This window comes from Microbacterium azadirachtae, from assembly GCF_000956505.1.
Lineage (GTDB): Bacteria > Actinomycetota > Actinomycetes > Actinomycetales > Microbacteriaceae > Microbacterium > Microbacterium azadirachtae_A.
In genome coordinates this window covers 350,803-375,893 of record NZ_JYIX01000040.1, presented here as the reverse complement: position 1 = coordinate 375,893, position 25,091 = coordinate 350,803, and the positions used below count along the sequence as shown (strand labels likewise).

Annotated in this window: 21 protein-coding genes; 6 read left to right on the top strand and 15 right to left on the bottom strand. The window is 70.1% G+C overall.

Annotated features, from left to right (window positions below):
* The 4 genes from RS86_RS19725 to RS86_RS19710 form a co-directional block, all read right to left on the bottom strand.
* On the bottom strand, positions 1–1,234 hold a 1,234-nt coding region (locus RS86_RS19725), incomplete at its 3' end, for a hypothetical protein (protein ID WP_045273946.1).
* A gap of 104 nt (positions 1,235–1,338) precedes the next feature.
* Positions 1,339–4,209, bottom strand: a complete 2,871-nt coding sequence (locus RS86_RS19720; RefSeq protein ID WP_152642243.1) for an FtsX-like permease family protein — start codon at positions 4,207–4,209, stop codon at positions 1,339–1,341.
* Positions 4,206–4,922, bottom strand: coding sequence for an ABC transporter ATP-binding protein (locus RS86_RS19715; RefSeq protein WP_045273944.1), 717 nt, complete (start codon positions 4,920–4,922; stop codon positions 4,206–4,208). Before RS86_RS19715 ends, RS86_RS19720 begins: the two co-directional genes overlap by 4 nt.
* Positions 4,919–5,545 (bottom strand): PadR family transcriptional regulator, encoded by a 627-nt coding sequence (locus RS86_RS19710; RefSeq protein WP_045273943.1) that lies wholly within the window; start codon positions 5,543–5,545, stop codon positions 4,919–4,921. Before RS86_RS19710 ends, RS86_RS19715 begins: the two co-directional genes overlap by 4 nt.
* A 221-nt stretch (positions 5,546–5,766) precedes the next feature.
* On the opposite strand from RS86_RS19710, the gene secA reads away from it, so the two are divergent.
* On the top strand, positions 5,767–8,568 hold the full coding sequence (secA, locus tag RS86_RS19705; RefSeq protein WP_045274016.1) for a preprotein translocase subunit SecA: 2,802 nt from the start codon (positions 5,767–5,769) through the stop codon (positions 8,566–8,568).
* Between the two features lie 68 nt (positions 8,569–8,636).
* On the opposite strand, the gene RS86_RS19700 is transcribed toward secA, so the two are convergent.
* From RS86_RS19700 to RS86_RS19670, 7 genes are all read right to left on the bottom strand, one after another.
* Positions 8,637–9,125 (bottom strand): nucleoside deaminase, encoded by a 489-nt coding sequence (locus RS86_RS19700; RefSeq protein WP_082076916.1) that lies wholly within the window; start codon positions 9,123–9,125, stop codon positions 8,637–8,639.
* A 19-nt stretch (positions 9,126–9,144) separates the two neighbouring features.
* Positions 9,145–10,635 carry a cytosine permease gene (locus RS86_RS19695; protein WP_045273942.1) on the bottom strand — a complete coding sequence of 497 codons (1,491 nt, stop codon included), beginning with the start codon at positions 10,633–10,635 and terminating at the stop codon, positions 9,145–9,147.
* Positions 10,636–10,766: 131 nt separating this feature from the next.
* A complete protein-coding gene (locus RS86_RS19690; RefSeq protein ID WP_045273941.1) occupies positions 10,767–12,188 on the bottom strand; it encodes a DUF1116 domain-containing protein in 1,422 nt (473 codons plus the stop codon).
* On the bottom strand, positions 12,185–13,735 hold the full coding sequence (gene fdrA, locus RS86_RS19685) for an acyl-CoA synthetase FdrA (protein ID WP_045273940.1): 1,551 nt from the start codon (positions 13,733–13,735) through the stop codon (positions 12,185–12,187). Before fdrA ends, RS86_RS19690 begins: the two co-directional genes overlap by 4 nt.
* Before the next feature lie 19 nt (positions 13,736–13,754).
* Entirely contained in the window at positions 13,755–14,363 is a 609-nt protein-coding gene (locus RS86_RS19680) for an ankyrin repeat domain-containing protein (RefSeq protein ID WP_045273939.1), read from the bottom strand.
* Positions 14,360–15,667 (bottom strand): cytosine permease, encoded by a 1,308-nt coding sequence (locus tag RS86_RS19675; RefSeq protein WP_045273938.1) that lies wholly within the window; start codon positions 15,665–15,667, stop codon positions 14,360–14,362. Before RS86_RS19675 ends, RS86_RS19680 begins: the two co-directional genes overlap by 4 nt.
* On the bottom strand, positions 15,667–16,665 hold the full coding sequence (locus RS86_RS19670; protein ID WP_045273937.1) for a DUF2877 domain-containing protein: 999 nt from the start codon (positions 16,663–16,665) through the stop codon (positions 15,667–15,669). The genes RS86_RS19675 and RS86_RS19670 overlap by 1 nt, the downstream gene beginning before the upstream one ends.
* A 146-nt stretch (positions 16,666–16,811) precedes the next feature.
* On the opposite strand from RS86_RS19670, the gene RS86_RS19665 reads away from it, so the two are divergent.
* Genes RS86_RS19665 through RS86_RS19655 form a run of 3 tightly spaced genes read left to right on the top strand, consistent with a single transcriptional unit; the run spans position 16,812 to position 19,749 of the window.
* Complete coding sequence (locus tag RS86_RS19665) at positions 16,812–17,756, top strand: carbamate kinase (protein ID WP_045273936.1); 945 nt, start codon at positions 16,812–16,814, stop codon at positions 17,754–17,756.
* A gap of 51 nt (positions 17,757–17,807) precedes the next feature.
* Positions 17,808–18,476 (top strand): GntR family transcriptional regulator, encoded by a 669-nt coding sequence (locus RS86_RS19660; RefSeq protein ID WP_045273935.1) that lies wholly within the window; start codon positions 17,808–17,810, stop codon positions 18,474–18,476.
* Between the two features lie 49 nt (positions 18,477–18,525).
* A complete protein-coding gene (locus RS86_RS19655) occupies positions 18,526–19,749 on the top strand; it encodes a pyridoxal phosphate-dependent aminotransferase (protein WP_045273934.1) in 1,224 nt (407 codons plus the stop codon).
* A 143-nt stretch (positions 19,750–19,892) separates the two neighbouring features.
* Here RS86_RS19655 and RS86_RS19650 read toward each other — a convergent pair whose 3' ends face one another.
* The 3 genes from RS86_RS19650 to RS86_RS19640 all read right to left on the bottom strand — a co-directional run bounded on the left by RS86_RS19650 (position 19,893) and on the right by RS86_RS19640 (position 23,184).
* Entirely contained in the window at positions 19,893–20,264 is a 372-nt protein-coding gene (locus RS86_RS19650) for a hypothetical protein (protein ID WP_152642242.1), read from the bottom strand.
* A 1,046-nt stretch (positions 20,265–21,310) separates the two neighbouring features.
* The gene (locus RS86_RS19645) at positions 21,311–22,570 is read right to left on the bottom strand and encodes a P-loop NTPase (protein ID WP_045273932.1); all 1,260 of its coding nucleotides are present in this window, start codon (positions 22,568–22,570) and stop codon (positions 21,311–21,313) included.
* On the bottom strand, positions 22,567–23,184 hold the full coding sequence (locus RS86_RS19640; protein WP_045273931.1) for an SAF domain-containing protein: 618 nt from the start codon (positions 23,182–23,184) through the stop codon (positions 22,567–22,569). The genes RS86_RS19645 and RS86_RS19640 overlap by 4 nt, the downstream gene beginning before the upstream one ends.
* Positions 23,185–23,280: 96 nt before the next feature.
* Between RS86_RS19640 and RS86_RS19635 the strand changes: the two genes are divergently transcribed.
* Entirely contained in the window at positions 23,281–23,559 is a 279-nt protein-coding gene (locus RS86_RS19635; protein ID WP_045273930.1) for a helix-turn-helix domain-containing protein, read from the top strand.
* Positions 23,560–23,917: 358 nt separating this feature from the next.
* Here RS86_RS19635 and RS86_RS19630 read toward each other — a convergent pair whose 3' ends face one another.
* Positions 23,918–24,514: a hypothetical protein gene (locus RS86_RS19630; protein ID WP_045274014.1), complete on the bottom strand. Its 597-nt coding sequence runs from the start codon at positions 24,512–24,514 to the stop codon at positions 23,918–23,920.
* A gap of 137 nt (positions 24,515–24,651) precedes the next feature.
* Between RS86_RS19630 and RS86_RS19625 the strand changes: the two genes are divergently transcribed.
* Complete coding sequence (locus tag RS86_RS19625) at positions 24,652–25,035, top strand: Rv3235 family protein (protein WP_419177716.1); 384 nt, start codon at positions 24,652–24,654, stop codon at positions 25,033–25,035.
* Positions 25,036–25,091: the final 56 nt, after the last annotated feature.

The following is a 25,091-nucleotide window of genomic DNA, read 5'->3' as shown; positions in this document are numbered from 1 at the left end:
GCCCAGCACGACATCGACCGCTCCCGCCCCAGCCCTGGTCGGGGCGGGAGCGGTCGATGTCGTGCTGGGCGAGCTGGAGCGCCTCCGCGGCGAGCGTCGCGACGCGACGCGCGGTGCTCAGGGCCTGCTCGCGGGTCTCCTCGGCGGGCAGCAGCGAGGGCACGTCCACCCGCAGACGCTCGGCCTCGGCGAGACGCGTGCGGGCATCCGCGCCGATCCAGCCGCGGTGGCCCTCGATCAGGCCGCGCGCGACGCCGAGCTGCCGGTCCGCGTCGTCGAGCGCGTGCTGCACGGCGCTGACCGTGGGGAGCGGGTGCTCCGCGCGATACCGTGCCGCCGCGATCGCCGCGTCCAGCGCGGTGTTCGCCGCGCGCAGGCGCGTGAGCTCCCCGAACGGGTCGGTGCGGCTGCCGGCAGGTGCGAGGGCGCTCAGCGCCCGCTGCAGTTCGGCCGCGGCGGCCGCCACGGCTGGGGCATCGGGCGCCATCGGCAGGGCTGCCAGGTCGCCGCGCGAGTCGGCGACGACCTCGGCGAGCGTGGACTCCGCCCGCAGCGCCTCGATCTCGAAGTCGTCCACGGCGTCGAGCAGCGACGACGCCCGGCGCGTGGCCTCGGTCGCCGTCTCGAGCGCGAGCACGGCCTCCTGGTTGCGGCCGGCGTCGCGGCGGCGCTCGAACACGTCGGCGCCGTGGTTCGCGAACACCACGAGCTGGGCGGCCTCTTCGGCGCTCTTGGCGACACGCTGCATGGCGGTGTCGGAGTAGCGCGTGGCCAGCCGCTCCACGGAGGCCTGCGCCTGCGGCACCCTGCCCTCCAGTGCGGCGGCGTCCGCGCGCACCTTGGCGACGACCTGCGGCGCATTGCGCACCCGGGCGACGGCGTCGGCGATCGCGGCGGACTTCTCGTCGATCAGGTCCTCGGCCCACTGGCACAACTGCACGATGCGGGCGTTGCGGGTGCGAAGCTCCTCGGCGGTGTCCGGGATCTCGTCGTGGTTCAGCTGGTGCAGCTGGAACGCCTCGCCCATGTGCGAGCGCACCGCCTCCACCGCCGACTGGAAGTCGGCGGTCATCTCGTCGCCGAGCTCGGCCGTCGCGAAGGCGAGCTCATCGGAGGAGGTGCGGATCCGCTCGTCGGCGGCGACGATCGCCTGCTCGGCGCGCCGCGCGAGATCCGCGTCCTGCGCCTGCAGCTCTTCCTGTTCACGTTTGCGTCTGCCCCAGAATCCGGCCATGCGCCGATCCTATGGTCCCCGACCGTGCACGGGCTGTGGATCCCTTACGCCCTCGGCGATCAGAGCGCCGGCAGCCCACCCGCGCGGGGGCTGCCGGCAGCCGGTCAGGCGATCGCCGCGCGGTGCGTCAGCTCCGGTGCGCGCGGGGGCACGAGCCACGCGAGCGCCGCGACGAGCAAGGGCAGCCCCACCGCGAGCGCCAGCAGCCAGAGCAGGGGCAGGTCCGCGGGTGTCTTGTTCCGCGAATCGGCGATCACCATGCTCCATGCCGGCACCAGTCCGCTCACGACCCCCAGGAGTGCGCCGAGCCCCGTGATGATGATGGCCTGCCAGGCGTTGACGTTGCGGCGCACGATGCGGTTCCCGCCGACGGCGGCCAGGGTCGCATCATCCGGTCGCCGCTCGAAACGACTCAGCCCGAGGCTGATCGCCGCGGCGCCGAGCACGATCCCGCCGGCGACGCCCGCGACCAGTGCCAGCCATGGCGTGGCGGGCGTCGGGCCCTTCTCCTGCATCACGGACATGCTGGAGCCGCGCCCGCTCATGCCGTCGGCATCGGCGGTGAGCCGATCCATGGTCGCCGTGTCCGGCGGGGTGTCGTAGACGCCGATCAGAGTGTCGGCCACGGTGGGGACGCCCAGGCGGGCAGCGGTGGCCGGGGTGATCACGGCGTCGAATCGGGAGTGCGCCATCGGCACTCCGACGAGCGGGAGCTCCTCCGAAGCCGTGGGCTTCTCCTTTCCGGTGAAGCCGCCGCCGAGCGTGCCGGCCGGATAGGCGTCGATCTGTGCCGTGCGCGGGACGACGGCGACGGCGTCCGGAATCGTGGTGAGCAGGGCGCCGGCGCGGAAGGCGCGCAGTTGATCGTCGCTGAGCCGGCCGCCGTACATCGCATTCGCCGCCTCAGGATCCGCGATGACGAGCATCCCCATTCCGCCGGGTGCGCAGGTCGCGCAGTCCGGCACGGAGGCCCGGTACTCCTGCAGATCCGTGGGCTCCGGCCGTCCTGTCGCCGGATCGTATGGCGGGGACGACGGCGACGAGATCGTGAACACCGCTTGAGGATCCGTGCCGGCGAGCAGCGTCCGCGCGTTCTGCTCGATCTGCGCGCGGTCGGCGTCCTCGCCGCCGAACGACACGGTGACGGATCCGAGTGGACCCGTCCACATGTACTGCCGCGCACCGGCCGCGGACGTCGTGGCGAGCGTGGCGAGGACGAAGGTCGCGATGAACACGCTCGCCGTGATCGCGGTGAACGCCGGCACGGTGCGCGTGGGGTTCGCAGCGGCATCGCGGGCGGCGAGGCGAGGTGCGAGTCCGATCGACGAGAGGACCCGTGCGACGCCGCGCAGGAGCGTGTGCCCGGTGAAGATGATCCCGATCTGCATGAGGAGCGGGCCGCCGATCATCATCCAGAGCGACACCGTGCGGAGCACCGTCTGCAGAGTCTCCGTGTTCGCCGCGTCCTCCGCAGCGACGTAGGTGGCGAAGGTTCTCGGCGCGGCGAACACGGCGGCGATCACACCGCCCGCAAGGCTGATCGCGACGCCGGACGCCAGGAGCACGACGCCGAACACCGGGAATCTCCGGCGCAGCACGGCGGGCCTTCGCGACCCGCGAAGCGCCGCGAGGGTGTCGCCGCGGGTCGCGCCGCGGGCTGGGGCGAGCGCGGAGAGCATGCCCACGAGCGCCGCGAACACGATGATCGCGACGGCGGCGTCCCACGGGATCCGGAATCCGTAGCTCGACCAGAAGAGTCCCTGCACGCCCGGATCCAGCACGCGCAGGGCGATCGCCACGGCGGCGCCGCCGAGCACGGCGCCGACGATCCCTCCGACGAGGCCGAGCGAGAGCCCCTGCAGAACGACGACGCGGAACAGGTCCCCGCGCGCGGCGCCGACGCTCGCCGCGACGGCGAGGGACCGCTGCTGGCGCCGGGTGGCGACGGCGAACGCGGCACCCGCGAGCAACGTCACCAGGAAGCCGCTGGCGACGGCGAAGACCGCCCCGGTCGCGTACGAGGCCCAGCGCACCTGCGGCGAGCGGGCGTTGTTCGCGGTGAGCGCGCCGGCCGGAGGATTCCGCACCACGTCCCGTGCGTACACGCCGTAGCCGTCGCGGTTGAACGCGGTGAAGTCCTCGAAGCGCGGTTGCCAGTCCGCGATGTACCACGAGCGCCGACCAGGGCCGGCGGCGTCCGCGGGGATCGCGCCGAGAGGCGCGTACAGCGTGGTCGCGTCGTACCGCTGCGCATCGAGCGCCTGCAGGGTGCCCGTGATGGTGAGCGAAGTCCCGGTGTCGGGCAGGGTGACCCGGTCGCCGACGACGATCCCCAGCCGTTCCAGCAGCCCCGGAGCCGCCATCGCCTCGTGCGTGCCCGATGGTGCGGTGCCCGACGCGATCCGGAAGGCGCCGGAGAGCGCCGGATCCCAGGCGCTCCCGCTCATCACGGCGAAATTCGCCATTCCCGTGGGAGTGATGAGCCGGGCCGTGCTCTGCTCGACCGGGATCACGTGCGCACTCGAGGGCACTCGATCGCTGATCTCGGTGGGCGCCGGAACCATGGGCCGCGGCCCGGCCTCGGGCGTCGCACCCTCCTCGGCCTGGGACATCGACGGCTCGTCGGTCGCCTGCCGATATCCCTCCGGGAGCGGCGAGATCGACTCGATCAGCGACTGCGCGTGCCCGAGCCGTAGCGTCACCGCCTCGTCCGCGGTCGCGGTGCGGCTCTCCAGGAACACGGCCGCGCCGAACAGCCCGGCCACGGGAAGGGCTACGAGCAGTACGACCAGGACGGACGAGCCCTTCGCCCGCAGCACCTGACGCCGGGCCAGGCGCAGGTCTGCCAGCAGGCGCGGCCAGACACGCCGCGGCCCGGGAGCCGTGGCGTCGCGTCGGCGGGGCGCAGGGCGCCCTGAGCGCGCCCTGGCGCGCTGCGTCGATGCGGTGCGCCGGCTCGCGCGTGTGCCGCTCACGGCACCACCAGCAGATCGGCGGCGTCGTCGCGCCGGGTCTGATCGATGATCCGTCCGTCGCGGAGGAAGACGATCCGGTCCGCCCAGGCCGCGTGCCGCGCCTCGTGCGTGACCAGGATCCCGGCTGCGCCGCCGTCGACGCGCTCGCGCAGCACGCGCAGCACGGCCTCCCCTGTCACGGAGTCCAAGGCGCCCGTGGGCTCATCGGCGAGGATCAGCCGTCGCCCGCCGACGATCGCGCGGGCGATCGCGACGCGCTGCTGCTGACCGCCGGAGAGGTCGTCGGGGTAGGAGGACGCCTTGACGTCGAGACCCACCGCGGCGAGGGCGTCGTGGGCGGCTCGCCGTGCCGCCCTGCCCGAGATCCCGTCCAGCTCGAGGGGCAGGGTGACGTTCTCCATCGCGGTGAGCGTGGGGATGAGGTTGTAGTCCTGGAAGACGAATCCCAGCGAGCGGCGCCGGAGGGCCGCGACCTCCTGCGAGGTCGCCGAGCTGAGGTAGGTGTCCTCGACGATCACCTCGCCCGCCGTCGGCGTCTGCAGCCCGCCGGCGATCGCGAGCAGCGTCGACTTGCCGGATCCGGAGGCCCCCATGACGGCGACCAGCTCGCCGGAGGACACCGTGAGATCCACGCCGGAGAGGGCGCTGACAGAGGTGGCACCCTGTCCGTACTGCTGCGACACGCCGATGAGCTGCAGCACCGGGGCGGTCATGCGTCCGCGCTCCCCGAGGTCGCTTGCGCGCTGAGGGACCGGGCGGAGGGCCTTCCGCGCTTGGGATGCTCCGTGGAGAGCTCGAGCTCCAGCGCGTGCCGGGGGTGCTGTGCGAGGCGCTGCTCGGTGTGATCGAGCCAGCGCACCTCCGCCTCCGCCTGGAAGATCATGTTGTCGATCACGAGCGTCCAGGCCAGCTCCTGCGGGCTGTCCGGCTGGGGGCCGGCGTACTTCGTGCGCTGCAGTTCCTGCAGCTGCGCGAGTGAGGCCTTGCGCTGCGACTGGATGACGGCCGTCACATCGACGCCGGGCAGGGTCGCGGCGACCGCGAGCTTGATGGCGAGCTCGTCGCGCGTGCCGGTGCCGCGCTCGACAGTGGAGGAGAGCCAGCCGGAGACTTCGACGGATCCGGCCGGCGTGATCGCCCAGTACACGTGCCCCTGGTCGTCGGCGTCGCCGCGCTCGACGAGCCCATCGCGCTCCAGGCGCTCGAGCGTGTTGTAGATCTGGCCGACGTTGAGCGGCCAGGTCGAGCCGGTGCGGCGATCGAACTCGGCGCGCAGCTGGTACCCGTAGCAGGGACCCTGATCGAGGATGGCGAGGAGGCTCTGGCGAACGGACATCGGTATTTCCTTTCCCGGAATCTGTTTCCGAGTATATGCATACTCGGAAACATCCGTCTGCCTCCGCCGCGCGGTGTGTCGCAGCCCCGGGGGCGGCGACCGGGCCTCGGATCGGATCCACCGACCCGGTGCAGGGGATCGACAGGTCACGGCCCGGTAACATGGGTCCGTATGCCGTGCGCGCGTCGCGCGCGGGTCAGACCCCTAGGGAGATGGAATCCGTGGCGAATCCTCTTGAGAAGCTGCTGCGCGCGGGTGAGGGACGGATCCTGCGCCGCCTGAACGGCGTCGTCAAGGCCGTGAACGCGCTCGAGGACGACTTCGCGAAGCTCAGCGACGAGGACCTCCGCAACGAGACCGTCGAGCTGCGCGCGCGGTTCGAGAAGGGCGAGACCCTCGAGCAGCTCATGCCGGAGGCGTTCGCCGCCGTCCGCGAGGCCGCGAAGCGCACTCTGGGCATGCGCGCCTACGACGTGCAGATCATGGGCGGTGCTGCCCTGCACGAGGGCAACATCGCCGAGATGAAGACCGGTGAGGGCAAGACCCTCGTGGCGACCTTCCCGTCGTACCTCAACGCGATCGCCGGGCAGGGCGTGCACGTCATCACCGTGAACGACTTCCTCGCGACCTACCAGTCCGAGCTCATGGGCCGCGTCTACCGCGCGCTCGGCATGACCACCGGCGTGATCGTCTCCGGGCAGACGCCCGAGGTGCGCCGCGAGCAGTACAACGCCGACATCACCTATGGCACGAACAACGAGTTCGGATTCGACTACCTGCGCGACAACATGGCGTGGCGCAAGGAGGATCTCGTCCAGCGCGGGCACTTCTTCGCGATCGTCGACGAGGTCGACTCGATCCTGATCGACGAGGCGCGGACGCCGCTGATCATCTCCGGCCCGTCGTCGGGCGAGGCGAACCGCTGGTTCGCCGAGTTCGCGAAGATCGCTCGCACGCTGAACGTGGGCGAGGATTACGAGGTCGACGAGAAGAAGCGCACCGTCGGCGTGCTGGAGCCCGGCATCGAGAAGGTCGAGGACTACCTCGGCATCGACAACCTGTACGAGTCGGCGAACACCCCGCTCATCTCGTTCCTGAACAACTCGATCAAGGCGCTCGCGCTGTTCAAGCGCGACACCGACTACGTCGTGATGAACGACGAGGTCATGATCGTCGACGAGCACACCGGACGAATCCTCGTCGGGCGCCGCTACAACGAGGGCATCCACCAGGCGATCGAGGCCAAGGAGGCCGTGCCGGTCAAGGCCGAGAACCAGACGCTCGCCACCGTCACGCTGCAGAACTACTTCCGCCTCTACGACAAGCTCGCGGGCATGACCGGTACCGCCGACACCGAGGCCGCCGAGTTCATGTCCACGTACAAGCTCGGCGTCGTGCCGATCCCGACCAACAGGCCGATGATCCGCCAGGACAAGGCCGACCTCGTCTACAAGAACGAGACGGCGAAGTTCGCGCAGGTGGTCGAGGACATCGCGGTGCGCCACGAGAACGGGCAGCCGGTGCTGGTCGGCACCGTGAGCGTCGAGAAGAGCGAGTACCTCTCCCGGCTGCTGAGCAAGAAGGGCATCAAGCACGAGGTCCTGAACGCTAAGAACCACGCCCGCGAGGCCGAGATCGTCGCCCGCGCGGGACGCCTGGGCGCCGTCACCGTGGCGACCAACATGGCCGGCCGCGGCACCGACATCATGCTCGGCGGCAACGCCGAGTTCCTCGCGGTGCAGGATCTCAAGGCCAAGGGACTGGATCCGGTGGAGACGCCGGACGAGTACGAGGCCGCGTGGGACGAGACCTACGAGGCGATGAAGGAGAAGGTCGCCACCGAGGGCTCCAAGGTCGTCGAGGCCGGCGGCCTGTACGTGCTCGGCACCGAGCGCCACGAGTCGCGCCGCATCGACAACCAGCTGCGCGGACGCTCCGGCCGTCAGGGCGACCCGGGCGAGAGCCGGTTCTACCTGAGCCTCACGGACGACCTCATGCGGCTCTTCCAGCAGGGCGCCGCCGAGGCGATCCTCGCGCGCACGAACTTCCCCGAGGACATGCCGATCGAGTCGGGCCTCGTGACCCGCGCCATCCGCAGCGCGCAGAGCCAGGTCGAGGCGCGCAACGCCGAGATGCGCAAGAACGTCCTCAAGTACGACGACGTCCTCAACCGTCAGCGCGAGGCCATCTACACCGACCGCCGTCACATCCTGGAGGGCGATGACATCGCCGACCGGGTGAAGCACTTCGTGGAGGACGCGATCGGCGCGGTCGTCGACGACCACACCGCCGAGGGGCACACCGAGAGCTGGGACTTCGACAGCCTGTGGACCGAGCTGAAGACGCTCTACCCCGTCGACGTCACGATCGACGAGGTGGTCGCCGAGGCCGGCGGACGCAAGGGCGGGATCACGGCGGAGGGACTCAAGCGCGAGCTCGTCTCGGACGCGATGGTCGCCTACGAGACGCGCGAGGCGTCGCTCGGAGACGCCGCGACCCGCGAGCTGGAGCGCCGCGTGGTCCTGCAGGTGCTGGACCGTCGCTGGCGCGACCACCTGTACGAGATGGACTACCTCAAGGACGGCATCGGCCTGCGCGCAATGGCGCAGCGCGACCCGCTGGTCGAGTACCAGCGCGAGGGCTACTCCATGTTCCAGGCCATGATGGGCCAGATCAAGGAGGAGTCGGTCGGCTACCTCTACAACCTCGAGGTCGAGGTGCGTCAGGCCGGCGACGAGGGGATCACCGAGGTCGAGGCCAAGGGACTCGCCGAGTCGGCGGGCGACCAGCGCCTCGAGTACTCCGCGCCCAACGACGCGGGCGACGTCGAGGTCCGCAACGACCGTGGTCAGGTGCAGCAGGCGGCGACCGATCGCCTCCGCCAGGCGGCCGCGCGTGCGCAGTCCGAGAGCGAGGAGCCGGCGGAGCCGGCCGCGCGCGGTGCCTTCGGGCAGCGCGTCGAGGGCGACCAGGCTGCTCCGGCGAACCGCGCGGAGCGTCGCGCCCAGGGCAAGAAGAAGTAGCTCCCCGCATCCAGGGACACGAAGGAGGCCGGCACCCGTCCAGGGTGCCGGCCTCCTTCGTCCGCCGGTCAGGCGTTCCGGCGCTGGAATTCCGTCCAGATCCCGGCGCAGTCCTCGCGGCCGCGCTCGAGGTGGATCATGTCGAGCGCCGAGGTGTCGCTGCCGTCGAGGAAACGGCGCAGGCGCAGATCGCTGAATCCGTTGTCGGCCGCGTCGACGCGGGTCGACGCGTAGAAGCAGGTGGTGATCCCCGCCCACATCATCACGGCGACGCACATCGGGCAGGGCTCGCACGTCGCGTACATCACGTGGCCCGACAGATCCAGGGTTTCCAGCTTCGTGCACGCCTCGCGCACCGCGACCATCTCGGCGTGGCCGGAGATATCCGTCTCGCGGAGGACGGTGTTGCCGACGGCGACGACGATCCGCCCGGCGGGATCGACGAGCGTGGCGCCGAACGGTCCGCCGTCTCCGGCGCGCAGGCCTTCGAGGGTCGCCTCGACGGCCTGCGCGAAGTAGCGGTCCAGCACGTCGGCCGGGGGAGTGGCGGGGGTCATGGGGTCTCCTTCGTCCGGATCAGGCGCGCCGGCGGGCGGCCAGGGTGAGCAGGGCGTACCCGACGAACCCGATGAACAGACCGGCGAAGAACGCGAGGTTCTTGATCTGCACCAGGACGTCGACGTCCTTCAGTACGGTGCCCGCCATCGTGATGACGAAGCTCACGATCAGCAGGCCCACCGCGCGCCAGTTGTACGCGGGCAGGGATCCCTTCTGTCCGCCCTTGTAGTCGGCGTAGATGCCGTCCAGATCGAGCGTCTTCCTGCCCTCGATGAAGTACGAGGCGAGCATGATGCCCGCGATCGGCCCGAACATCGATCCGATGAACGAGTAGAAGAGGAAGAGCACGTCGGTGTTCTCCAGGAAGACCCACGGCAGCATCAGCGTGCCGAGGACCGCGGAGAGCACCGCCGCGCGCGTGACCGTGAAGACCTTCGGCAGCTGCGCGGTCAGCTGTAGACCCGCGGGCAGCATGTTGCCGAACACGCAGAACGCGATCGCCCCGACGTTCATGGCGAGGATGAGCAGCACGACGACGAACGGGTTGCCGATCGAGTTGATCGCCTGCACGAAGACGCCGGGGCTGTTGATGTCGAACTCTCCGCGGGTCGCGACCTGCAGGGAAGCCATGAACGACACGGTCACCAGGGTGAACAGGATGTAGGAGCCGATCACTCCGATCGGGAAGCCGATCGCCGGCGCCCTCATCGACGTGGCGTTGCGGGTGTAGTCGCCCGTGTTCACGATCGGGCCCGCCCAGTTCGACACCAGAGCGGAGACGCAGCTGATGAAGATCAGCGGCGTCACCGCGGTGTGCACGGCCTGGAAGGCGAACACGTCACCGAAGCCGCCCGCGTTGACGACGGCGAGGACGACGGCGATGACGACGAGGACGAACACCGCGGGGTTGGCCCAGGTGCTGAACCGTCCGAGGAACTTCTGGCCGCCGAGGAACAGTGTGACCGTGATCACCCAGGTCACCAGATAGGAGATGGCGGTGGGGATCGGCAGCCCGAAGATGTCCCCTCCGCCTCCGATGTCCATGAATCCGGGGAAGATCGTGGTGAAGACCACGTCGAACGCCTTCGCCGCCGACACCGTGGTGAGGCCGAAGAACACGACGCCCGCGATGATGCCGCGGATCCAGGTGGGCAGGAGCGCGCCCTTGTGGCCGAACGCCTCGCGCAGCTGCATCGCGAACGGCACGCCGTACTTCGCTGCCGCCTGCCCGTTCAGGACGTACCCGAGGGAGACGATCACCGCCGACGTCATGATCGCCGCGACGACCTGCCAGGCGGACAGGCCCAGCGCGAAGAAGCCGACCACCGTGAAGTAGGACAGGATGTTGTGGATCGGTCCCATCCACACGGTGAGGAACTGCGTGGTCCTCCAGGTGCGCTCCTGAGGGCGGATCGGCAGCACGTCATCGGCGTAGCCGCGCCGCGAATACTCCGCGACGCGCTCGGCGCCGGGATCCACCAGGGCAGGATCGATGGGGGTGGCGGACATCGTCATCCATATCTGTCGGCACGATGCGCTCGCACGTGCGGTGTGGGGGCTGCGGGCACCGGCGAGGACGACGCAGGGCCTGGATGGTGGCCGGCGCGGGCGATCGGGCGCCCGCGCCGGCTGTCAGGGGGTCAGGCGACGCGGCCCGCGAGCGCGACGAGCGCCTGCTGGAAAGCCTCGACGGGCGGGTGGGTGATGCCGGCGCCGATCATGCCGATGCCCGGATCCTTGTGGGCGATCGCGGTGTTGATGATCGGGAGGATCCCGGTCTCCATGACCTTGCGCACATCGATGCCGGTGGGCACGCCCATGAAGTCGAGCGCCGGGATGGTCACGTTCGGGTTGTTCCCGGTCGTGATGGCGTTCATGGTGCGCGAGTAGCCCATGGCCTCGTCGACGGTGCCGCCGACGAGGGCCACGATCGCGGGCGCCGCGGCCATGGCGAAGCCGCCGATGCCGAAGGTCTCCGTGATCGCGGAGTCGCCCATGTCGAGGCCGGAGTCGGCCGGGGTGTAGCCGGCGAACATCGGGCCGACGACCTGCTGCGCGGGTCCGGTGAACCACTGGCCGCCGGTGCCGGAGACGCGGATGCCGAAGTCGACGCCGTTGCGGGCCATCGTGGTCACGACCGTGGAGTTCTCGATGCCGTTCGCGGCATCCAGCGACGCCTTCGCCGTGACCATCCAGGTGGGGCCGGAGAAGTAGTCCGACGAGGCGACGAAGTCGAAGACCTCGCGCTTCTCCTTCGTCGTGAAGTCGGTCTCCAGGATGTAGGGCGCGAGCGCCTGGATCAGCAGGGTCGTGCCGGCCACGTTGCGGTTGTGCGCCTCGTCGCCCATGTGCAGCGCCTGCGAGAGCATGAGTCGCAGATCGATGCCGTCGGCGTTGAGCTTCATGGCGCCGGAGAGCACGGGGCCGAACACGTCGCGCATCCAGTTCAGACGGTCGATGACCGACTGGTCGTTGGCGCCGAAGCGCAGGATCTTGGAGAGCTGCTCGGACAGGTTCGTGAACGCGAGGTTGCCGTGCGTGCGGTTGCGCACCTGGTGCACCCACATGCTGGCACTCGTGACCCCCGCCATGGAGCCGACCGACTGGTGCTCGTGGCAGGGCGAGAAGGTGATCTCGCCGGAGGCGGCCAGCTCGAAGGCCTCGTCGAGGTCCTTCGCGAGCCCCTCGAAGACGAGGGCGCCCGTGACGGCGCCCTTCATCGGGCCGGACATACGGGCGAAGGCGATCGGCGGGCCGGCGTGCAGGATCGTCTTCGCGGTCATCCCTGGGACGACGTCGATCGCCTGGCCGAAGTCCTCCAGGAACGGCTGTGCGGCGAGGATGCGGCTCAGCGCCTCCTGGTTGGCGGCGTCGATCTTGGCGGCGATCGCCGGGTCCTCGAGCGTGCTGAGTGCGGCGATGACCTCGGGGTCGCCGCCGCCGGGCGGGGTCCAGTCCATGAGAACAGGGCTCACGCCCTGCGCCGCGAGATCCTCGGCGAACATGTCGAGGCCGAGGTTGACCGGCTTCAGCGCGGAGCCGAACAGTTCGTTGACGCTCATCGGTTGTCACCCTTCGCGACGAATTCGCGGGCCAGCAGCCCGAGGTTGGTGGAGGAGGAGGCGATGGTCACGCCCGCGGCCTCGAGCTTCGCGATCTGGTCGGCGATCGCCGGGCTGTCGAGGTCGGTGCCGAGCACGTAGCCGAGGACCTCCAGGTGCTGCCCGCGCGCCGCGGCCTTCGCCTTGGCCTCCTGGATCGCCGGGATCGTGACCCCCACCGGATCCTCGTGCGAGCCGAAGCCGAGGATGAAGTCCATCGCGATCACGCCCACGGTGGGATCGTCGGCCTCCTGGACCAGCCGCTGCAGGCGCAGGGTCGGATCGATCATCGGGTGCGGACGGCCGTTGGTGAAGTCGTCGTCGCCCATGTCGAGGAAGGTGTGCGCGCGGGAGACGTCCCTCGCGCCGATGACGCGCGCCGGGTCCTTCTGGATGTTGGAGTACACGTCGTCGGAGGTCGCGAGCGCCGCGAACATCGCCTCGTCGCACAGCGTGCCGCCGCAGAACAGCCCGCGCACATAGGCCTGCTCGGGGGCGAGCTTCGCGCGCACCTCCGCGATCAGCGGGAGGTTCAGCGGATGCGTGTCGAGCGCGGACTCGTCGATGCCGCTCGCGACCACCGCCGCGATCGCGGTCGGCTTGGTGCCGGAGACGAGCGTCACGTTCTCGTAGCCGCTCTCGGTGCGAGTGGATCCGAGGAAGGTGACGACGACCGGCTTCGACGCGGCGCCGGCGGCGGCGAGCACCTTGTCGGCGACCTCCTCTGCCGGGGGCTTGGAGACGACGACGATCACCGCTGTCTCCGGATCCGCGTCGAGCGCGGCGATGCCGTCGATCATCGAGATGCCGCCGATCTCGGTGCTGAGGTCGCGACCGCCCGTGCCGATCAGCTGCGAGACGCCGCCGCCGAAGTCGTGGATCCGCACGCTCAGCTCCTGGCTGCCGGTGCCGGAGGCGCCGACGATGCCGATGGAGCCGCGACGGACGGCGTTCGCGAAGGCGAGGCCGGTGCCGTTGATGATGGCGGTGCCGCAGTCCGGGCCCATCACGAGCAGGCCCTTGTCGTGCGCGAGCGTCTTGAGGGCCAGCTCGTCCTCCACGGACACGTTGTCGGAGAAGATCATGACGTGCTTGCCGGCGTTCAGCGCCTTGCGCGCCTCGCGGGCCGCGAAAGCGCCGTTCACCGAGATGAGCACGAGGTCGCTGTCAGGGACCTCCGCGAACGCGCCGTCCAGAGTGCGGTAGCGCACCTCGGCGGCGCCGGCGGTGCCCTTGTCCTTGCGGGCGAGGATGTCGTCGACCGCCTCGATCGCCGCGGCGATGGTGTCGTCCGAGGCGTCGATCACGATCATCAGATCGCTCGGCCTGGCCTCGTCGATCGCGGCGTCCTGCACGCCGACGTTGAGGAGGACCTCCTTGTTCATCGGCGTCGCCATGCCGAGCAGGGCCTGGCTGACGCCGTCGACCGCATTCGCCCTGGTGCTCATCGACATGAGCGAGACGGAGTCGAGGTACGTGTTCTTCCTGATCTCGATGTGCCGGGTCATCGTGTTCCTTTCGGGGGTCTCAGGCCTGGTGGCGCTCGAGGATGGCGACGATCTCGTCGTATCCGCGCTCGCGGGCCAGGTCGGCGGGGGACGTTCCCCACGGGTCGGGCATGCCTGGTTTGGCGCCGTGCGCGAGCAGGAGCTCGACGATCTGCTGGCGCACCGGCCCGCCGTCGCCGAGGATGATCGTCTCGATCAGCGCGGTCCAGCCCAGGTTGTTGGTGAGGTTGACGTTGATGCGCGTGTTCTCCAGGAGGTACCGGACGACCTCGAGGTGCCCCTTCTCCGCTGAGGGGGTGAGTCCGTTTCCGCCCATGCGCGTGAGGCGCTTGAGGTCGGCTCCGGCCTCGAACATGGTCCGCACGAGCGCGAGGTCGTCGGTGATGCAGCCGAACAGGAACGGGTTCGAGCAGGTCTGATCCTGGGCGTCGATGTCGACGCCCTCGGCGATGAGGGCGCGCACCACGTCGAGGTGGCCGCCGCGCGCGGCGTGCAGGATGGCGGTGGCCTCTTCGCGGTCCACGGCGTTGCGGTCGGCGCCGCCGGCGAGGGCGGTGCGGACGCCGTCCAGGTCGCCGGCCGCAGCGGCGGCGAGGTAGCGCTCGTCGGCGCTGATCGAAGCGGTCATCGGATGGTCTCCTTCATGAGGGCGGTCTGCGGGCGGGCGAGCCGCTCCAGGGCGAGATAGGCGATGCAGCCCACGACGAGGCCGACCACGGCATCGCTCAGGACGGGGGCGAAGAAGTGCGAGAGCAGCGCTGCCCCGGCGCCGATGGCCCAGGCCACCAGCGCGGTGAGCCGGAACCGCTGCGGCGGCCGGCCGGCGTTGCGCTTCGCGAGGATGATCTGGTCGGCGATGAGCACGGCGCCGAGCGGTGGCACCAGGACACCGAGCAGCGCGAGCCAGTTCACGAAGTAGTGCCAGGCGCCGAGCACGGCCACCAGCGTTCCGATCACGCCCAGGATGAGGGTCAGCACGCGCATCTTCGAACGGGTCAGGTGCGACCAGCCCAGGGCGCCGTTGTAGAGGCAGTGCGTGCACACGGATCCGAGGTTGATCACGACGAACAGCAGCAGGAACACGTCCAGCAGCGGATTGCGGGTGCCGGTCAGGATCGGCGCGAAGTTGCCGCCGTTCACGGCCGGGGACGCGATCGCGCCCGCGGCGACGAAGAGCGCCCCGCTGAGCTGGGCGACCAGGCTCGCGAACGGGAACGCGGTGACTGTGGCGATCACGGCCTGCTTGCCGTTGCGCGCCCAGCGGGTGAAGTCCGCGGTCATGGTGCCGGAGTCGGCGAAGGTCGCCATGATCGCGGTCACCGCGACGCCGAACGACATCGCGCCGCCGCCGACGCCGGTGTAGCCGAAGACCGCGGAGAAGTCGTGGTTCTGCGCCGCGATGCCGATCGCGATGAGGACCGCCGCGATGAACAGCGGTGCCGCGATCGCGCCCAGTACGGACAGGGCGCGGATGCCGAGGTACGTGACGGCGATGAACACGAGGCCTGCGAGTGCGGCGACGAGCGTCTCGTTCCAGCCGAAGGCCGTGCTGAGACTGTCGCCGGTCGCGCCCGTGTTGAACGCGAACCATCCGACGACCACGGTCGAGAGGAATCCCGACGCGATCGCGTAGCCCGCCGTGCCGAAGGTCTCGGTCGCCTGCAGCGAGAAGCTCTTGCCGGTGCGGCCCGCGCGCCAGCTGAGCAGGCTCACATAGACGAACATGATCGCGTTCGCGGTGAGGATCGCGCCGACACCGGGCCAGAAGCCCAGCATCGCGACCACGAGTCCACCGGGCACGGCGTTGGTGAGGATCATCGGGAAGCCGAACCACACCGCCGAGACGGTGAAGAGCGACTTCCGGTGGCTGAGCGGCACGGGTTCGTGCTCGAACTCACCCGTGCTGGTCTCCGCGGGGACGGTCTTGGTCATCACGCTTGCTCCTTCGGAATGATCCCGGACGACGAGGTCGCGGGGACGGGTGCGGAGGCGGAGCGCAGCGCCGCCTCTGTGCGCAGGGCGAGCCGGACGCCCGAGAGGATGTCCGTGCCGGAGGTGTGACCGATCCCCGCGACGTGCAGCGCCGCGTCGCGGATGCGCTCGTCGTCGCCGTCGCGGACGGCCTGGATCAGCTCGTGCAGGCCGTGCTGCGCGCGGGCCTTGAGCGCGTGGCGGACGGTCGCGACGCTCAGCAGCGTCGTTCGCTCCTCCTCGTCGTCGAGTGCGGCGGCGAGCGATGCGAGCGCTCCATGGAGCCTGGTCCCGCGCTGCGCGCTCACGAAGGCGAGCCCGGTCAGCACGTCGTCGCCGGACGGCGTCAGCCCCTCTCCGAGTCCGAGCAGTCCTGCCGCGGCCGCGGTGATCGCGGAGGGATCCCGCCTCCGCAACGCCTCTTCGAGAGCCGCCACGCGTTCGGTGAGCAGCGCGGCGGCGGCGCTGCCGAACGCGGACTGCTGCACCGGCGCGGGGGTCGCCGCGATCGTCGCCTCCGCGCGCAGCAGCTGCCCGTCCGAGAGCGCGCACAGGCAGATCTCGGCCGGCGCCCACGCGGTGGCCGACGAGGTGAGCACGGCGATCGGCCCCTGGACCGTCTCGATGCGGAAGCCGTCCGGTCCGATCGATGCGGGATCGCCCTGGCGCACCTGCAGCGCCGTCCAGTCCTCGACCGGGACGCGGACCGTGGCCGGCGCGTCATCGAGCGCGGCCGAGACCAGTGCGACGAGCTCATCGCCGACACGGAGGTTCACGGCGCGGCGATGCACCGAGTGCACCCGCACGCCGGCATCGACGGGCATCGACGGGGTGACGCCGGGGCGGGTGCGGGCCAGCACGGAGGAGGGCTGCGCATCGGCGGCGTGTGCGAGCGTCTCCTCGAGCGAGGGGTCCCAGGTGATCGCGCGCACGGCGATCGGGGTGGCGATGGGGGGCATCGTGTTCTCTCCTGGGCCTTCCCCGACGTGGTGGGCGATGGGGAAGGGTGATCAAGTGGTCTCTTGAATGTATACCATTGTCTTAAATGGAGTACCATTTCTGATCGAACGGGCCGCCTTCGCGGCCTCAGCGAAGGAGAGACCAGATGCGTGTCGTAGTGGCACTCGGGGGCAACGCCCTCGCCCGCCGAGGCGAGCCGATGACGGCCGAATACCTGCGGGCCAACGTCAAGGCCGCGTGCGAGGCGCTCGCCTCGTTCGCCCGCGACAACGAAGTCGTCATCACGCACGGCAACGGCCCCCAGGTCGGCCTGCTCGCGCTCCAGAACCTCGCCTACCAGGACGTCGCGGCGTATCCGCTCGACATCCTCGGAGCCGAGACGCAGGGGATGATCGGCTACGTCGTGCAGCAGGAGCTCTCCAACGCGCTGGGCGGCGAGCGCGAGGTCGCGGGCATCATCACCACGACCGTGGTCGACGAGGCGGATCCGGCCTTCGTGCGCCCCACAAAGCTCATCGGACCGCAGTACTCCGCGCACGACGCCGCAGAGGCCGCCGCCGAGTACCGCTGGACCATCGCGAAGGACGGCAACGCGTTCCGTCGCGTCGTGCCCTCGCCGATGCCGCTCTCGATCGTGCAGGCGCCGCTCATCCGCCGCCTCCTCGAGGCCGGCAGCCTCGCCGTATGCGTGGGCGGCGGGGGAGTCCCCGTGCGCGTGGACTCGAAGGGCCGCCACATCGGCGTGCAGGCCGTGGTGGACAAGGATCTCGCCAGCGCCGCGCTCGCCGCCGACATCCAGGCCGACACGCTCATCATGCTCACCGACGGCGACTACGTGAGCGAGAACTGGGGCACCCCGGAGCAGCGCGACATCCACACGGCCTCGGTCGATGCCGTCTCCGCGATGTCGTTCGCGGAGGGATCCATGCAGCCGAAGATCGACGCCGCGATCCGCGTCGCGCGCGCCGGAGGCCGCACCCTCATCGGTCCGCTCGACCGGCTGGACGACCTGCTCGCGCGCAAGATCGGCACCGAGATCGTGCCGACGCTCAAGGAGGGCATCCGCTGGGTCGAGACCGCGAAGGCCTGACCCGCGTGCCGTCGTCGCAGGAGGTGGACCGCGCGATGGAAGAATGGGGCCGTGACCAGCACGGATGAACGTCAGCCCGAGTCCACGCGGATCGCGTCGTGGTTGCGCGACGCGATCCTCGACGGCGTGCGCGCCCCCGGCGGCCGCCTGATCGAGCGCGACCTCGCGGCCGAGTTCGGCGTGAGCCGGGTGCCGGTGCGGGACGCGCTCAAGGTGCTCGTCGCGGAGGGCCTCGTCGAACTGCGGCCGCACACCTGGGCCGTGGTGCGCGAGTTCACCGACGCCGACCTCGCCGATCTCGATGAGGTGCGTGCGGTGCTCGAGCCCCTGGCGTTCCGCCTCGCGGCGGAGCGCCACCGGCGCGACGGCCTCGCCCGGCTGCAGCGGTCGCTCGAGCTGGAGGAGACCGGCGCACGGTCGGGGGACGGGATCGGATCCCGCCGCGCCGCGGCCGACTTCCACGAGATCGTCACGGACCTCGCCGAGAACCGGCTGCTGAGCGACATGATGAAGGGCATCCGCAGCAGACTGCGCTGGGCGCTCTCGCAGCACGACGACTTGCAGCACATCAGCGGGGAGCACGTCGAGCTGTTCGAGGCGATCAAGGCACGCGACGCGGAGCGCGCGGCGGAGCTCGCCGCCTCGCATGTGGAGAGCAGCCGCCGGGAGCGCATCGCGCACGTCGAGGCGGTCCGTGCGGGCGCGGCCCGCGCCGAGTAGCGCGACCCGCGTGCACGGGGACCCCTCGCGTGGGCGGTAACCTTGGCCGATGACACCGAGAACCTTCGACCAGTCGTCCAAGCTGAAGAACGTCCTGTACGAGATCCGCGGCAACGCGCTCGTCGAGGCGGCTCGGCTGGAGGCGGCAGGCCACTCGGTGCTCAAGCTGAACACGGGCAACCCCGCGGTCTTCGGGTTCGAGGCGCCGCAGCAGATCGTGCGCGACATGCTCGCGACGCTGCCCACCGCGCACGGCTACAGCGAGAGCAAGGGCATCATCTCCGCGCGCCGCGCCGTGGTCAGCCGCTATGAGCAGGTCGACGGCTTCCCGCTCGTCGACCCGGAGGACGTCTACCTCGGCAACGGCGTCTCCGAGCTCATCACGATGACCATGCAGGCGCTGCTGGACGAGGGCGACGAGGTGCTCATCCCCGCGCCGGACTATCCGCTGTGGACCGCGATGACCAGCCTCGCCGGCGGCACCCCTGTGCACTACCTGTGCGACGAGGAGAACGGCTGGAACCCGGATCTGGAGGATCTGCGGTCCAAGGTGACGCCTCGTACCAAGGCCATCGTCATCATCAACCCGAACAACCCGACCGGCGCGGTGTACTCGCGCGAGGTGCTGCAGGGCATCGTGCAGGTCGCGAGGGAGAATGACCTGCTGCTGCTGTCGGACGAGATCTACGACCGGATCCTCTTCGACGACGCGCACCACATCCCCACCGCGACCCTCGCGCCCGACCTGCTCTGCCTGACCTTCAACGGACTCTCCAAGACCTACCGCGTGGCCGGATACCGGTCGGGCTGGCTCGTCATCACGGGTCCGCAGCAGCACGCGAAGGGCTTCATCGAGGGGATCACCCTGCTCGCGTCCACGCGACTGTGCCCGAACGTGCCGGCGCAGCACGCGGTGCAGGCGGCGCTCGGCGGGGTGCAGTCGATCGAGTCGCTGATCGCCCCGAGCGGGCGCCTGCACCTGCAGCGCGACGCCGCCTGGGAGGGGCTCTCCGCGATCCCCGGCGTCAGCTGCGTGAAGCCCACGGGAGCCCTCTACGCGTTCCCGAAGCTGGATCCGAACGTGCACGAGATCCACGACGACGCGAAGCTCATCTACGACCTGCTGGTCGCTGAGCGCATCCTGCTCGTGCAGGGCACCGGCTTCAACTGGGCGACGCCGGACCACCTGCGGGTGGTGACGCTGCCCGAGCCGCGCGTGATCACCGAGGCCATCGAGCGCCTCGGCAACTTCCTGGCGAGCTACAAGCAGTAACCCGTCGCCGGCGCGGGTCAGACCGCGGCCGCAGCCCCGAGACGCCGTTCGCGTCGCGTCCCGGGGCTGTGCGCGTCGCGCAGCAGCGTCGTGGCTTGTCGCGGATTGCAAAGCAGATTCCCGCGGCCTGCTCTTTTGAATTGTCAGACAAGCGCCTTGTGGATGATGCGTGCACCCTCGTCCACACGCACAACGACCAATCCGGGTGCGTTGACTTCGTATCCGATGAAGCCGAATGGCGGCTCCGTCGAATAGCCAAAATATTCGTAGGCGCGACCGGCACGGATTGCCTCGATCAGGGTGACGATCCGATCGAGGTCGTCGCGGTCCTCCAGGGACAGAGCATCGACGATCCTGCCTGCATGGATCCGTACCGCGTCATCGCCTGCTTCAAGAACGATCGTGCGACTCGCCAATTCGGAAGAGATCAGCCAACAGTGCTCAACGCCTTCGGCGGAGTGGACATCGTCCCCGAAACTGGATCTCAGTCGCGCTGTAATTGTTGAATCATCCATAGATTTCACCTTGAGAAAGGGTTGCCTAGAAGAACCGCATTGTCAATCAGGTGTGTTGCAATGAAAGGAAGCATTGAACCTCTCGCTGTGCCACATGGCCCTGCTGGTAGTGTATTCAGATGCGTGAGCCCGAACCCTAGGGTAGACCAGATCTAGCCAATTCCGAACGCCGACCTGACCAAAGATGGTGCCACAGGATCTCCTCGTGTGACGAGTCCAGAAGCCTGCCACCGCCCCCACTAGTACTGCCTGTCTCCAGACTCGTGTCGATCGACCTCGGTGGGCGATGCCGACCTCTCCGCGCAGAACGCCCTGGCCACCGATCCCACCCATGGCGCAATCGGCCACTGATGGGGAGCGAACATCCTGGCCGCCAGAGTGCGACGACGAGTGCGAAAGGCGAGATGTTCGCCGCCGCTGGTAGTCGTCTCGAACGTGAACTACGAATTCGGACAAGTCACAGACACAGGATCTCCGTAGTACCGGTCCAGCGAATCGCGGAGCCCTTGCGCGTTCGTCGCGGTTCCCCTGCCGGCCGTCCTGAAGGTTCCAACTGTGCAGAGCAAATTGCCCCCAGTCATCACTTTCAGTGGAGTATTTGCGAGAAGGTTATCGATGGAGATCGTGCGCGATGAGTTAGGAACCTCAATCCAGGAGCCTCCAGCTCTGCGTTGCATCTTGATTGTGACCGATACGGCATGTACCACTCGATCGCATGTGAAAGTGAGTTTTGAATCCATGTATCGGGGAGTTCCCCTCGACTGATGAGGGTTCTGAACGTTCAGATTGCAACGCGTATTGCCGAGCGCCATCGCGCAGCCGCTGAAAGCTCCGATTCCCAGCATCATTACTACGGCAACCGCCGCCCGTCGCAGATGAGACCGCATGTTTTCCCCCTCGAATAGATTTGCGTTAGTGGTCGAACGAAGTCGGGCCGATCGCAGCAAGATCGATACCCTTTTCGGGGACAGAGCAGCACGGCCGAATAGCTCCACGGCATCAACATGAAGCCCTCGTGCTGTACACGCGCCGACCGTCGGCACCGGTCAGACCGCGACCGCAGCCCCGAGACGCCGTTCGCGCCGCGTCCCGGGGCTGTGCGCGTCGCGCATCAGGGTCATGGCGAGGGTGCGCGCGGCAGTCGCGAACGCCGAGCGGCCCGCCACGTCGGGTACGGGTCTGGTGTGCAGGGCTGCGGCATCCAGCGCGCGCCGATCGTACGGCAGGAAGTGCACCTCGCGGATGCCGGAGAACCGGTCCAGGGCGCGCCGGACCTGACCGCGCGCGTCGACGCCGAGGGGGCCTGGACGCACCTTGTTCACGGCGACCGTGACGGGGACGTCGCCGACCTCGGCGCGCAGCTCCGCATAGCCGCGCACGAATCGGGCGATCCCGAGCGGGTCCGCCGCGGCCACCGCCACGATGCGGTCGGCGCTGTGCAGGGCGCTGAGCGTCGCGGCGTTCCGCCGGGGGCCGTCCAGATCGCTGCTGATCTCCTCGTCGGCCTCGAGCGAGGCCGCGACATCGACCAGGGTGATCGCGCTCCAGCGCCGGCAGGCGTCGAGCGCTGCGCGCAGACGCGCGGCCGACAGCTCCGGCCAGCGCGAGGGGCGGTTGATGCCCACCAGCACGTCGATGGTGCCGCCGGAGGACTCCGCGGGGCGGGAGAGCCGGCTGAGTTCGGCGCCGTCGAGCAGTCCCAGCTCCGCGCGGCGGCATGCGGCGGCGATGCCTGGCCCGTCGTCGGTCAGGCCCAGCAGGAGGGCGAGGGCAGGGGCATGGGTGTCGGCGTCGACGAGGGCGACCCCTCGATCCGGGGCGGCGAGGAGCGCCGCGAGCTGCACCGCGACCGTGCTGCGTCCCGGTGCGCCGTGCGGGCCCCACACCGCGATCAGCCGGTTCGGCGAGGCGGCGGCGGCGCCGGCGCCGGCGGTGCTCGTCGCGCCACTGTCCGCGTCCGTGCCCCTGTCGTGGAACGCGTCTGCGACATCCCATCCGCTCGCGGAGGCGGGCAACGGCGCGCCCAGTCCGTGCCGGTGCGCGAGCCGGGCGGCGGCTGGACCGTCGCCCAGAGTCAGGATCCGCACGCCCGCGCGGTCGCAGGCCCCGCGCAGCGCCGGGCTCAACCATGCCCGCTCCGCCGGGATCAGCAGCGCCTCGGCACCGCGGAGCTCCTCGGCGTGCGCGACCAGGCGGGCGGCCTGGTGCGGCGGCATCCGCGCGATCACCGCGACGCCGGCAAGCTCCAGCTCTTCCGCGAGACCCTCGGCGCGCTCCGGGGGCAGGGCCAGGACGACCCCGGTCACGTGCGGGCTCCGACCTGCACCACAGACAGGGAGGATCCGGCGGTCAGCGCTCCGAGCACCTCGCCGACCTTCGCCCGGCTCACGACGAGTTCGAGCGTCGTGGACTTCGCCGACAGCGGACCGTCCTCGCGGTCGACCGAGGCGACGGTCGCATCGGGCAGCAGCACGCGCGGCGCGTCGAAGCCCTTGCCCTCGGCGCGCGGATCGGCTGCCCACAGCTCGACCACGGAGCCCCTGCCGATCGAGCCGGGGACCGGCACCGCGCTGCGCACCACGACCGAGGTGGTGCGTCCTTCGTCGGAGCCGGCGGCGGCCGTCGACGGGACGAGCTCGCCCTCGGCGATCGTGCGGGTCGCGATCAGTCCCGGCTCGAGCGTGGCAGGCGTGAGATAGCCGGATCCGACGGTTCCGAGCACGACATCGACCACGCGCACGTCGGCGGAGGTGAGCGGATCGCCGGGGACGATCGTGCGCACCGCCTGCAGAGCGGGACGGGTCTGCTTCGCGGCGCCCACGATCAGCCAGACCCCTGCGACCGACAGGACGATCAGGGCGAGGCCGATGAAGAAGCGCAGATCGGTCCAGGGCCGTCGAGCGGCGCGTGCGGTGGTCATCCGCCCATGGTCACAGAATCCGGATGCGGGCGAGGAAGTTATCCACAGCGTCCGGGCCTCTGGCTCGACCGCACCGACGCGGAGCACAATGGAGGCATGCCCGACGCATCCCCGCCTGCCGTGCGTTATCTCGCCCTGGCTCAGGTGGCAGAGCTTCTCGGGGTGCAGGTCGACGAGATCGTCGAGCTCATCATGCAGAGCCGGCTGCGCGGAGCGAGACTCGGCGCTCCCGCCGTGTGGCGGGTCGAGGAGGCCTCGATCGCCGAATACCTCGCGGAGCAGGCGGAGGACGCGCGGCGCAGGGCGCTGTGGCGTCAGGCCAACGCGGCGAGCTTCCCCGAGCTGTGGGGTCCGCCCGTCCGCCTCGGCGAGTGAGCCCGCCGCCGTCCCGTGCCCACGACCGGGTCGTCCCCATGAGCGGGGCCTATGGCGTGCGCTGGTAGGGACGACGCGGAATGGCGGGCAACTACGTTCGGGTCGTCCCTGTGAGCGGAGCCTATGGCGTGCGCTGGTGGGGACGACTCGGAATGTGGGCCACCACGTTCGGGTCGTCCCTGTGAGCGGAGCCTATGGCGTGCGCTGGTGGGGACGACGCGGAATGGCGGGCAACTACGTTCGGGTCGTCCCTGTGAGCGGAGCCTATGGCGTGCGCTGGTGGGGACGACTCGGAATGTGGGGCCACCACGTTCGGGCAGTGGGCTCGGCATGCGGGAGCGGAGCGGTTGCGCGCTCTTCAGCCGAGGCCGGGGGCGGGAGCATCCGTGCTGAGCGAGAGCACCGAGGCGAACGGCAGGATGCGGAATCCCGCGACCGCTCGTGCTCGCCGCGGCGAGCCCGCATCGTGCAGCGCGAGATCGAGGTGGTCGGAGCCTGCGCGGTCGATCGTCCCTGCCAGCACCGTGCCGGAGCGGGTGCGCACCGTCACTCCGCTGCGGCGCCGGGCGAGGTCCCGCAGCACGAACCCGAACGTCATCCGCTCGCGCAGCGGCGAGAGCGGCGCGGGGGCGGTGCTGCTGCTGAGCAGCGCCCCGTGGTCGAGCGCCCACAGCTCCACGGCGTGCGAGGGCAGCAGCACGATCCCGGGGGCGCCCTGCGGCTGCACGGCCGTCCAGTCGGCGCCGACCGCCCGCAGCCGGCCGTGCACTCGGGTGGAATCGGTCAGCACGGCGGCGAGCGTCGCACCCTCGTCCACGAGCGCGCCCAGCCGAGTGCGCAGGTCGAGCCGGGCGACGCGCAGACGCTCCGTCTCGGCGTCCAGGGCTGCGCGCTCCGCCTCCCACCCGGAGGCCACCTGGTCCTCGAGATCTTCGAACAGCCGGTCCCATTCCATGCCGTCGAGGCTAGGGGATGCACCCGCAGGCGGCATACGGGTTCTCCACACACCTCGGCCGATCCGCCCCGTTCCGCATGCGGATGTGCTCGACTGCGAGTCACGCCATCCGAGTCTCGAGGGGGAGAACGCCGATGATGACGCTCGAGGATTTCGCGCCGCAGCCCACGCCGAGCGCGGAGCTGCCTGATCCGACTCCGCTTCTGCAGAGCCTGACGCGCGGCGTCCTCGAGGTGCTGGCCGGAGTGCGCGAGGCGGATCAGCTCGCGCGCTGGTTCGCGGAGGACGCGTTCATCGTGCTCACGACGCGCGCGAACCTGTCGGCCAGGGCGCGGAGCGCGCGCGGGGTGGCTCCGGCGAGGCCTGTGTTCCGCATCCTGTCCACGCACGTGTCCTCGCCGGCGGACGGCATCGTCGAGGCCACCCTGATCGTGCAGACCCCCGGTCGCACGAGGGCCGTCGCGGTCCGGCTGGAGGGGCTGGATCGGCGCTGGCGGGCCACGTCGCTGGCCATGCTCTGAGCGCGATCCGGCGACGCTCTGGCCCGCGCGCCTGCCGCCCCGGCTCGCGCGTGCCG

What these genes read in the sequence shown, in the direction of transcription:
- RS86_RS19690 (WP_045273941.1), bottom strand. Translation starts at nt 12,188, where the DNA reads ATGAGCGTCAACGAACTGTTCGGCTCCGCGCTGAAGCCGGTCAACCTC.
- RS86_RS19640 (WP_045273931.1), bottom strand. Translation starts at nt 23,184, where the DNA reads ATGACCACCGCACGCGCCGCTCGACGGCCCTGGACCGATCTGCGCTTC.
- RS86_RS19695 (WP_045273942.1), bottom strand. Translation starts at nt 10,635, where the DNA reads ATGTCCGCCACCCCCATCGATCCTGCCCTGGTGGATCCCGGCGCCGAG.
- RS86_RS19710 (WP_045273943.1), bottom strand. Translation starts at nt 5,545, where the DNA reads ATGTCCGTTCGCCAGAGCCTCCTCGCCATCCTCGATCAGGGTCCCTGC.
- RS86_RS19715 (WP_045273944.1), bottom strand. Translation starts at nt 4,922, where the DNA reads ATGACCGCCCCGGTGCTGCAGCTCATCGGCGTGTCGCAGCAGTACGGA.
- RS86_RS19650 (WP_152642242.1), bottom strand. Translation starts at nt 20,264, where the DNA reads ATGGATGATTCAACAATTACAGCGCGACTGAGATCCAGTTTCGGGGAC.
- RS86_RS19635 (WP_045273930.1), top strand. Translation starts at nt 23,281, where the DNA reads ATGCCCGACGCATCCCCGCCTGCCGTGCGTTATCTCGCCCTGGCTCAG.
- RS86_RS19670 (WP_045273937.1), bottom strand. Translation starts at nt 16,665, where the DNA reads ATGCCCCCCATCGCCACCCCGATCGCCGTGCGCGCGATCACCTGGGAC.
- fdrA (WP_045273940.1), bottom strand. Translation starts at nt 13,735, where the DNA reads ATGACCCGGCACATCGAGATCAGGAAGAACACGTACCTCGACTCCGTC.
- RS86_RS19630 (WP_045274014.1), bottom strand. Translation starts at nt 24,514, where the DNA reads ATGGAATGGGACCGGCTGTTCGAAGATCTCGAGGACCAGGTGGCCTCC.
- RS86_RS19680 (WP_045273939.1), bottom strand. Translation starts at nt 14,363, where the DNA reads ATGACCGCTTCGATCAGCGCCGACGAGCGCTACCTCGCCGCCGCTGCG.
- RS86_RS19675 (WP_045273938.1), bottom strand. Translation starts at nt 15,667, where the DNA reads ATGACCAAGACCGTCCCCGCGGAGACCAGCACGGGTGAGTTCGAGCAC.
- RS86_RS19655 (WP_045273934.1), top strand. Translation starts at nt 18,526, where the DNA reads ATGACACCGAGAACCTTCGACCAGTCGTCCAAGCTGAAGAACGTCCTG.
- RS86_RS19665 (WP_045273936.1), top strand. Translation starts at nt 16,812, where the DNA reads ATGCGTGTCGTAGTGGCACTCGGGGGCAACGCCCTCGCCCGCCGAGGC.
- RS86_RS19625 (WP_419177716.1), top strand. Translation starts at nt 24,652, where the DNA reads ATGACGCTCGAGGATTTCGCGCCGCAGCCCACGCCGAGCGCGGAGCTG.
- RS86_RS19700 (WP_082076916.1), bottom strand. Translation starts at nt 9,125, where the DNA reads ATGACCCCCGCCACTCCCCCGGCCGACGTGCTGGACCGCTACTTCGCG.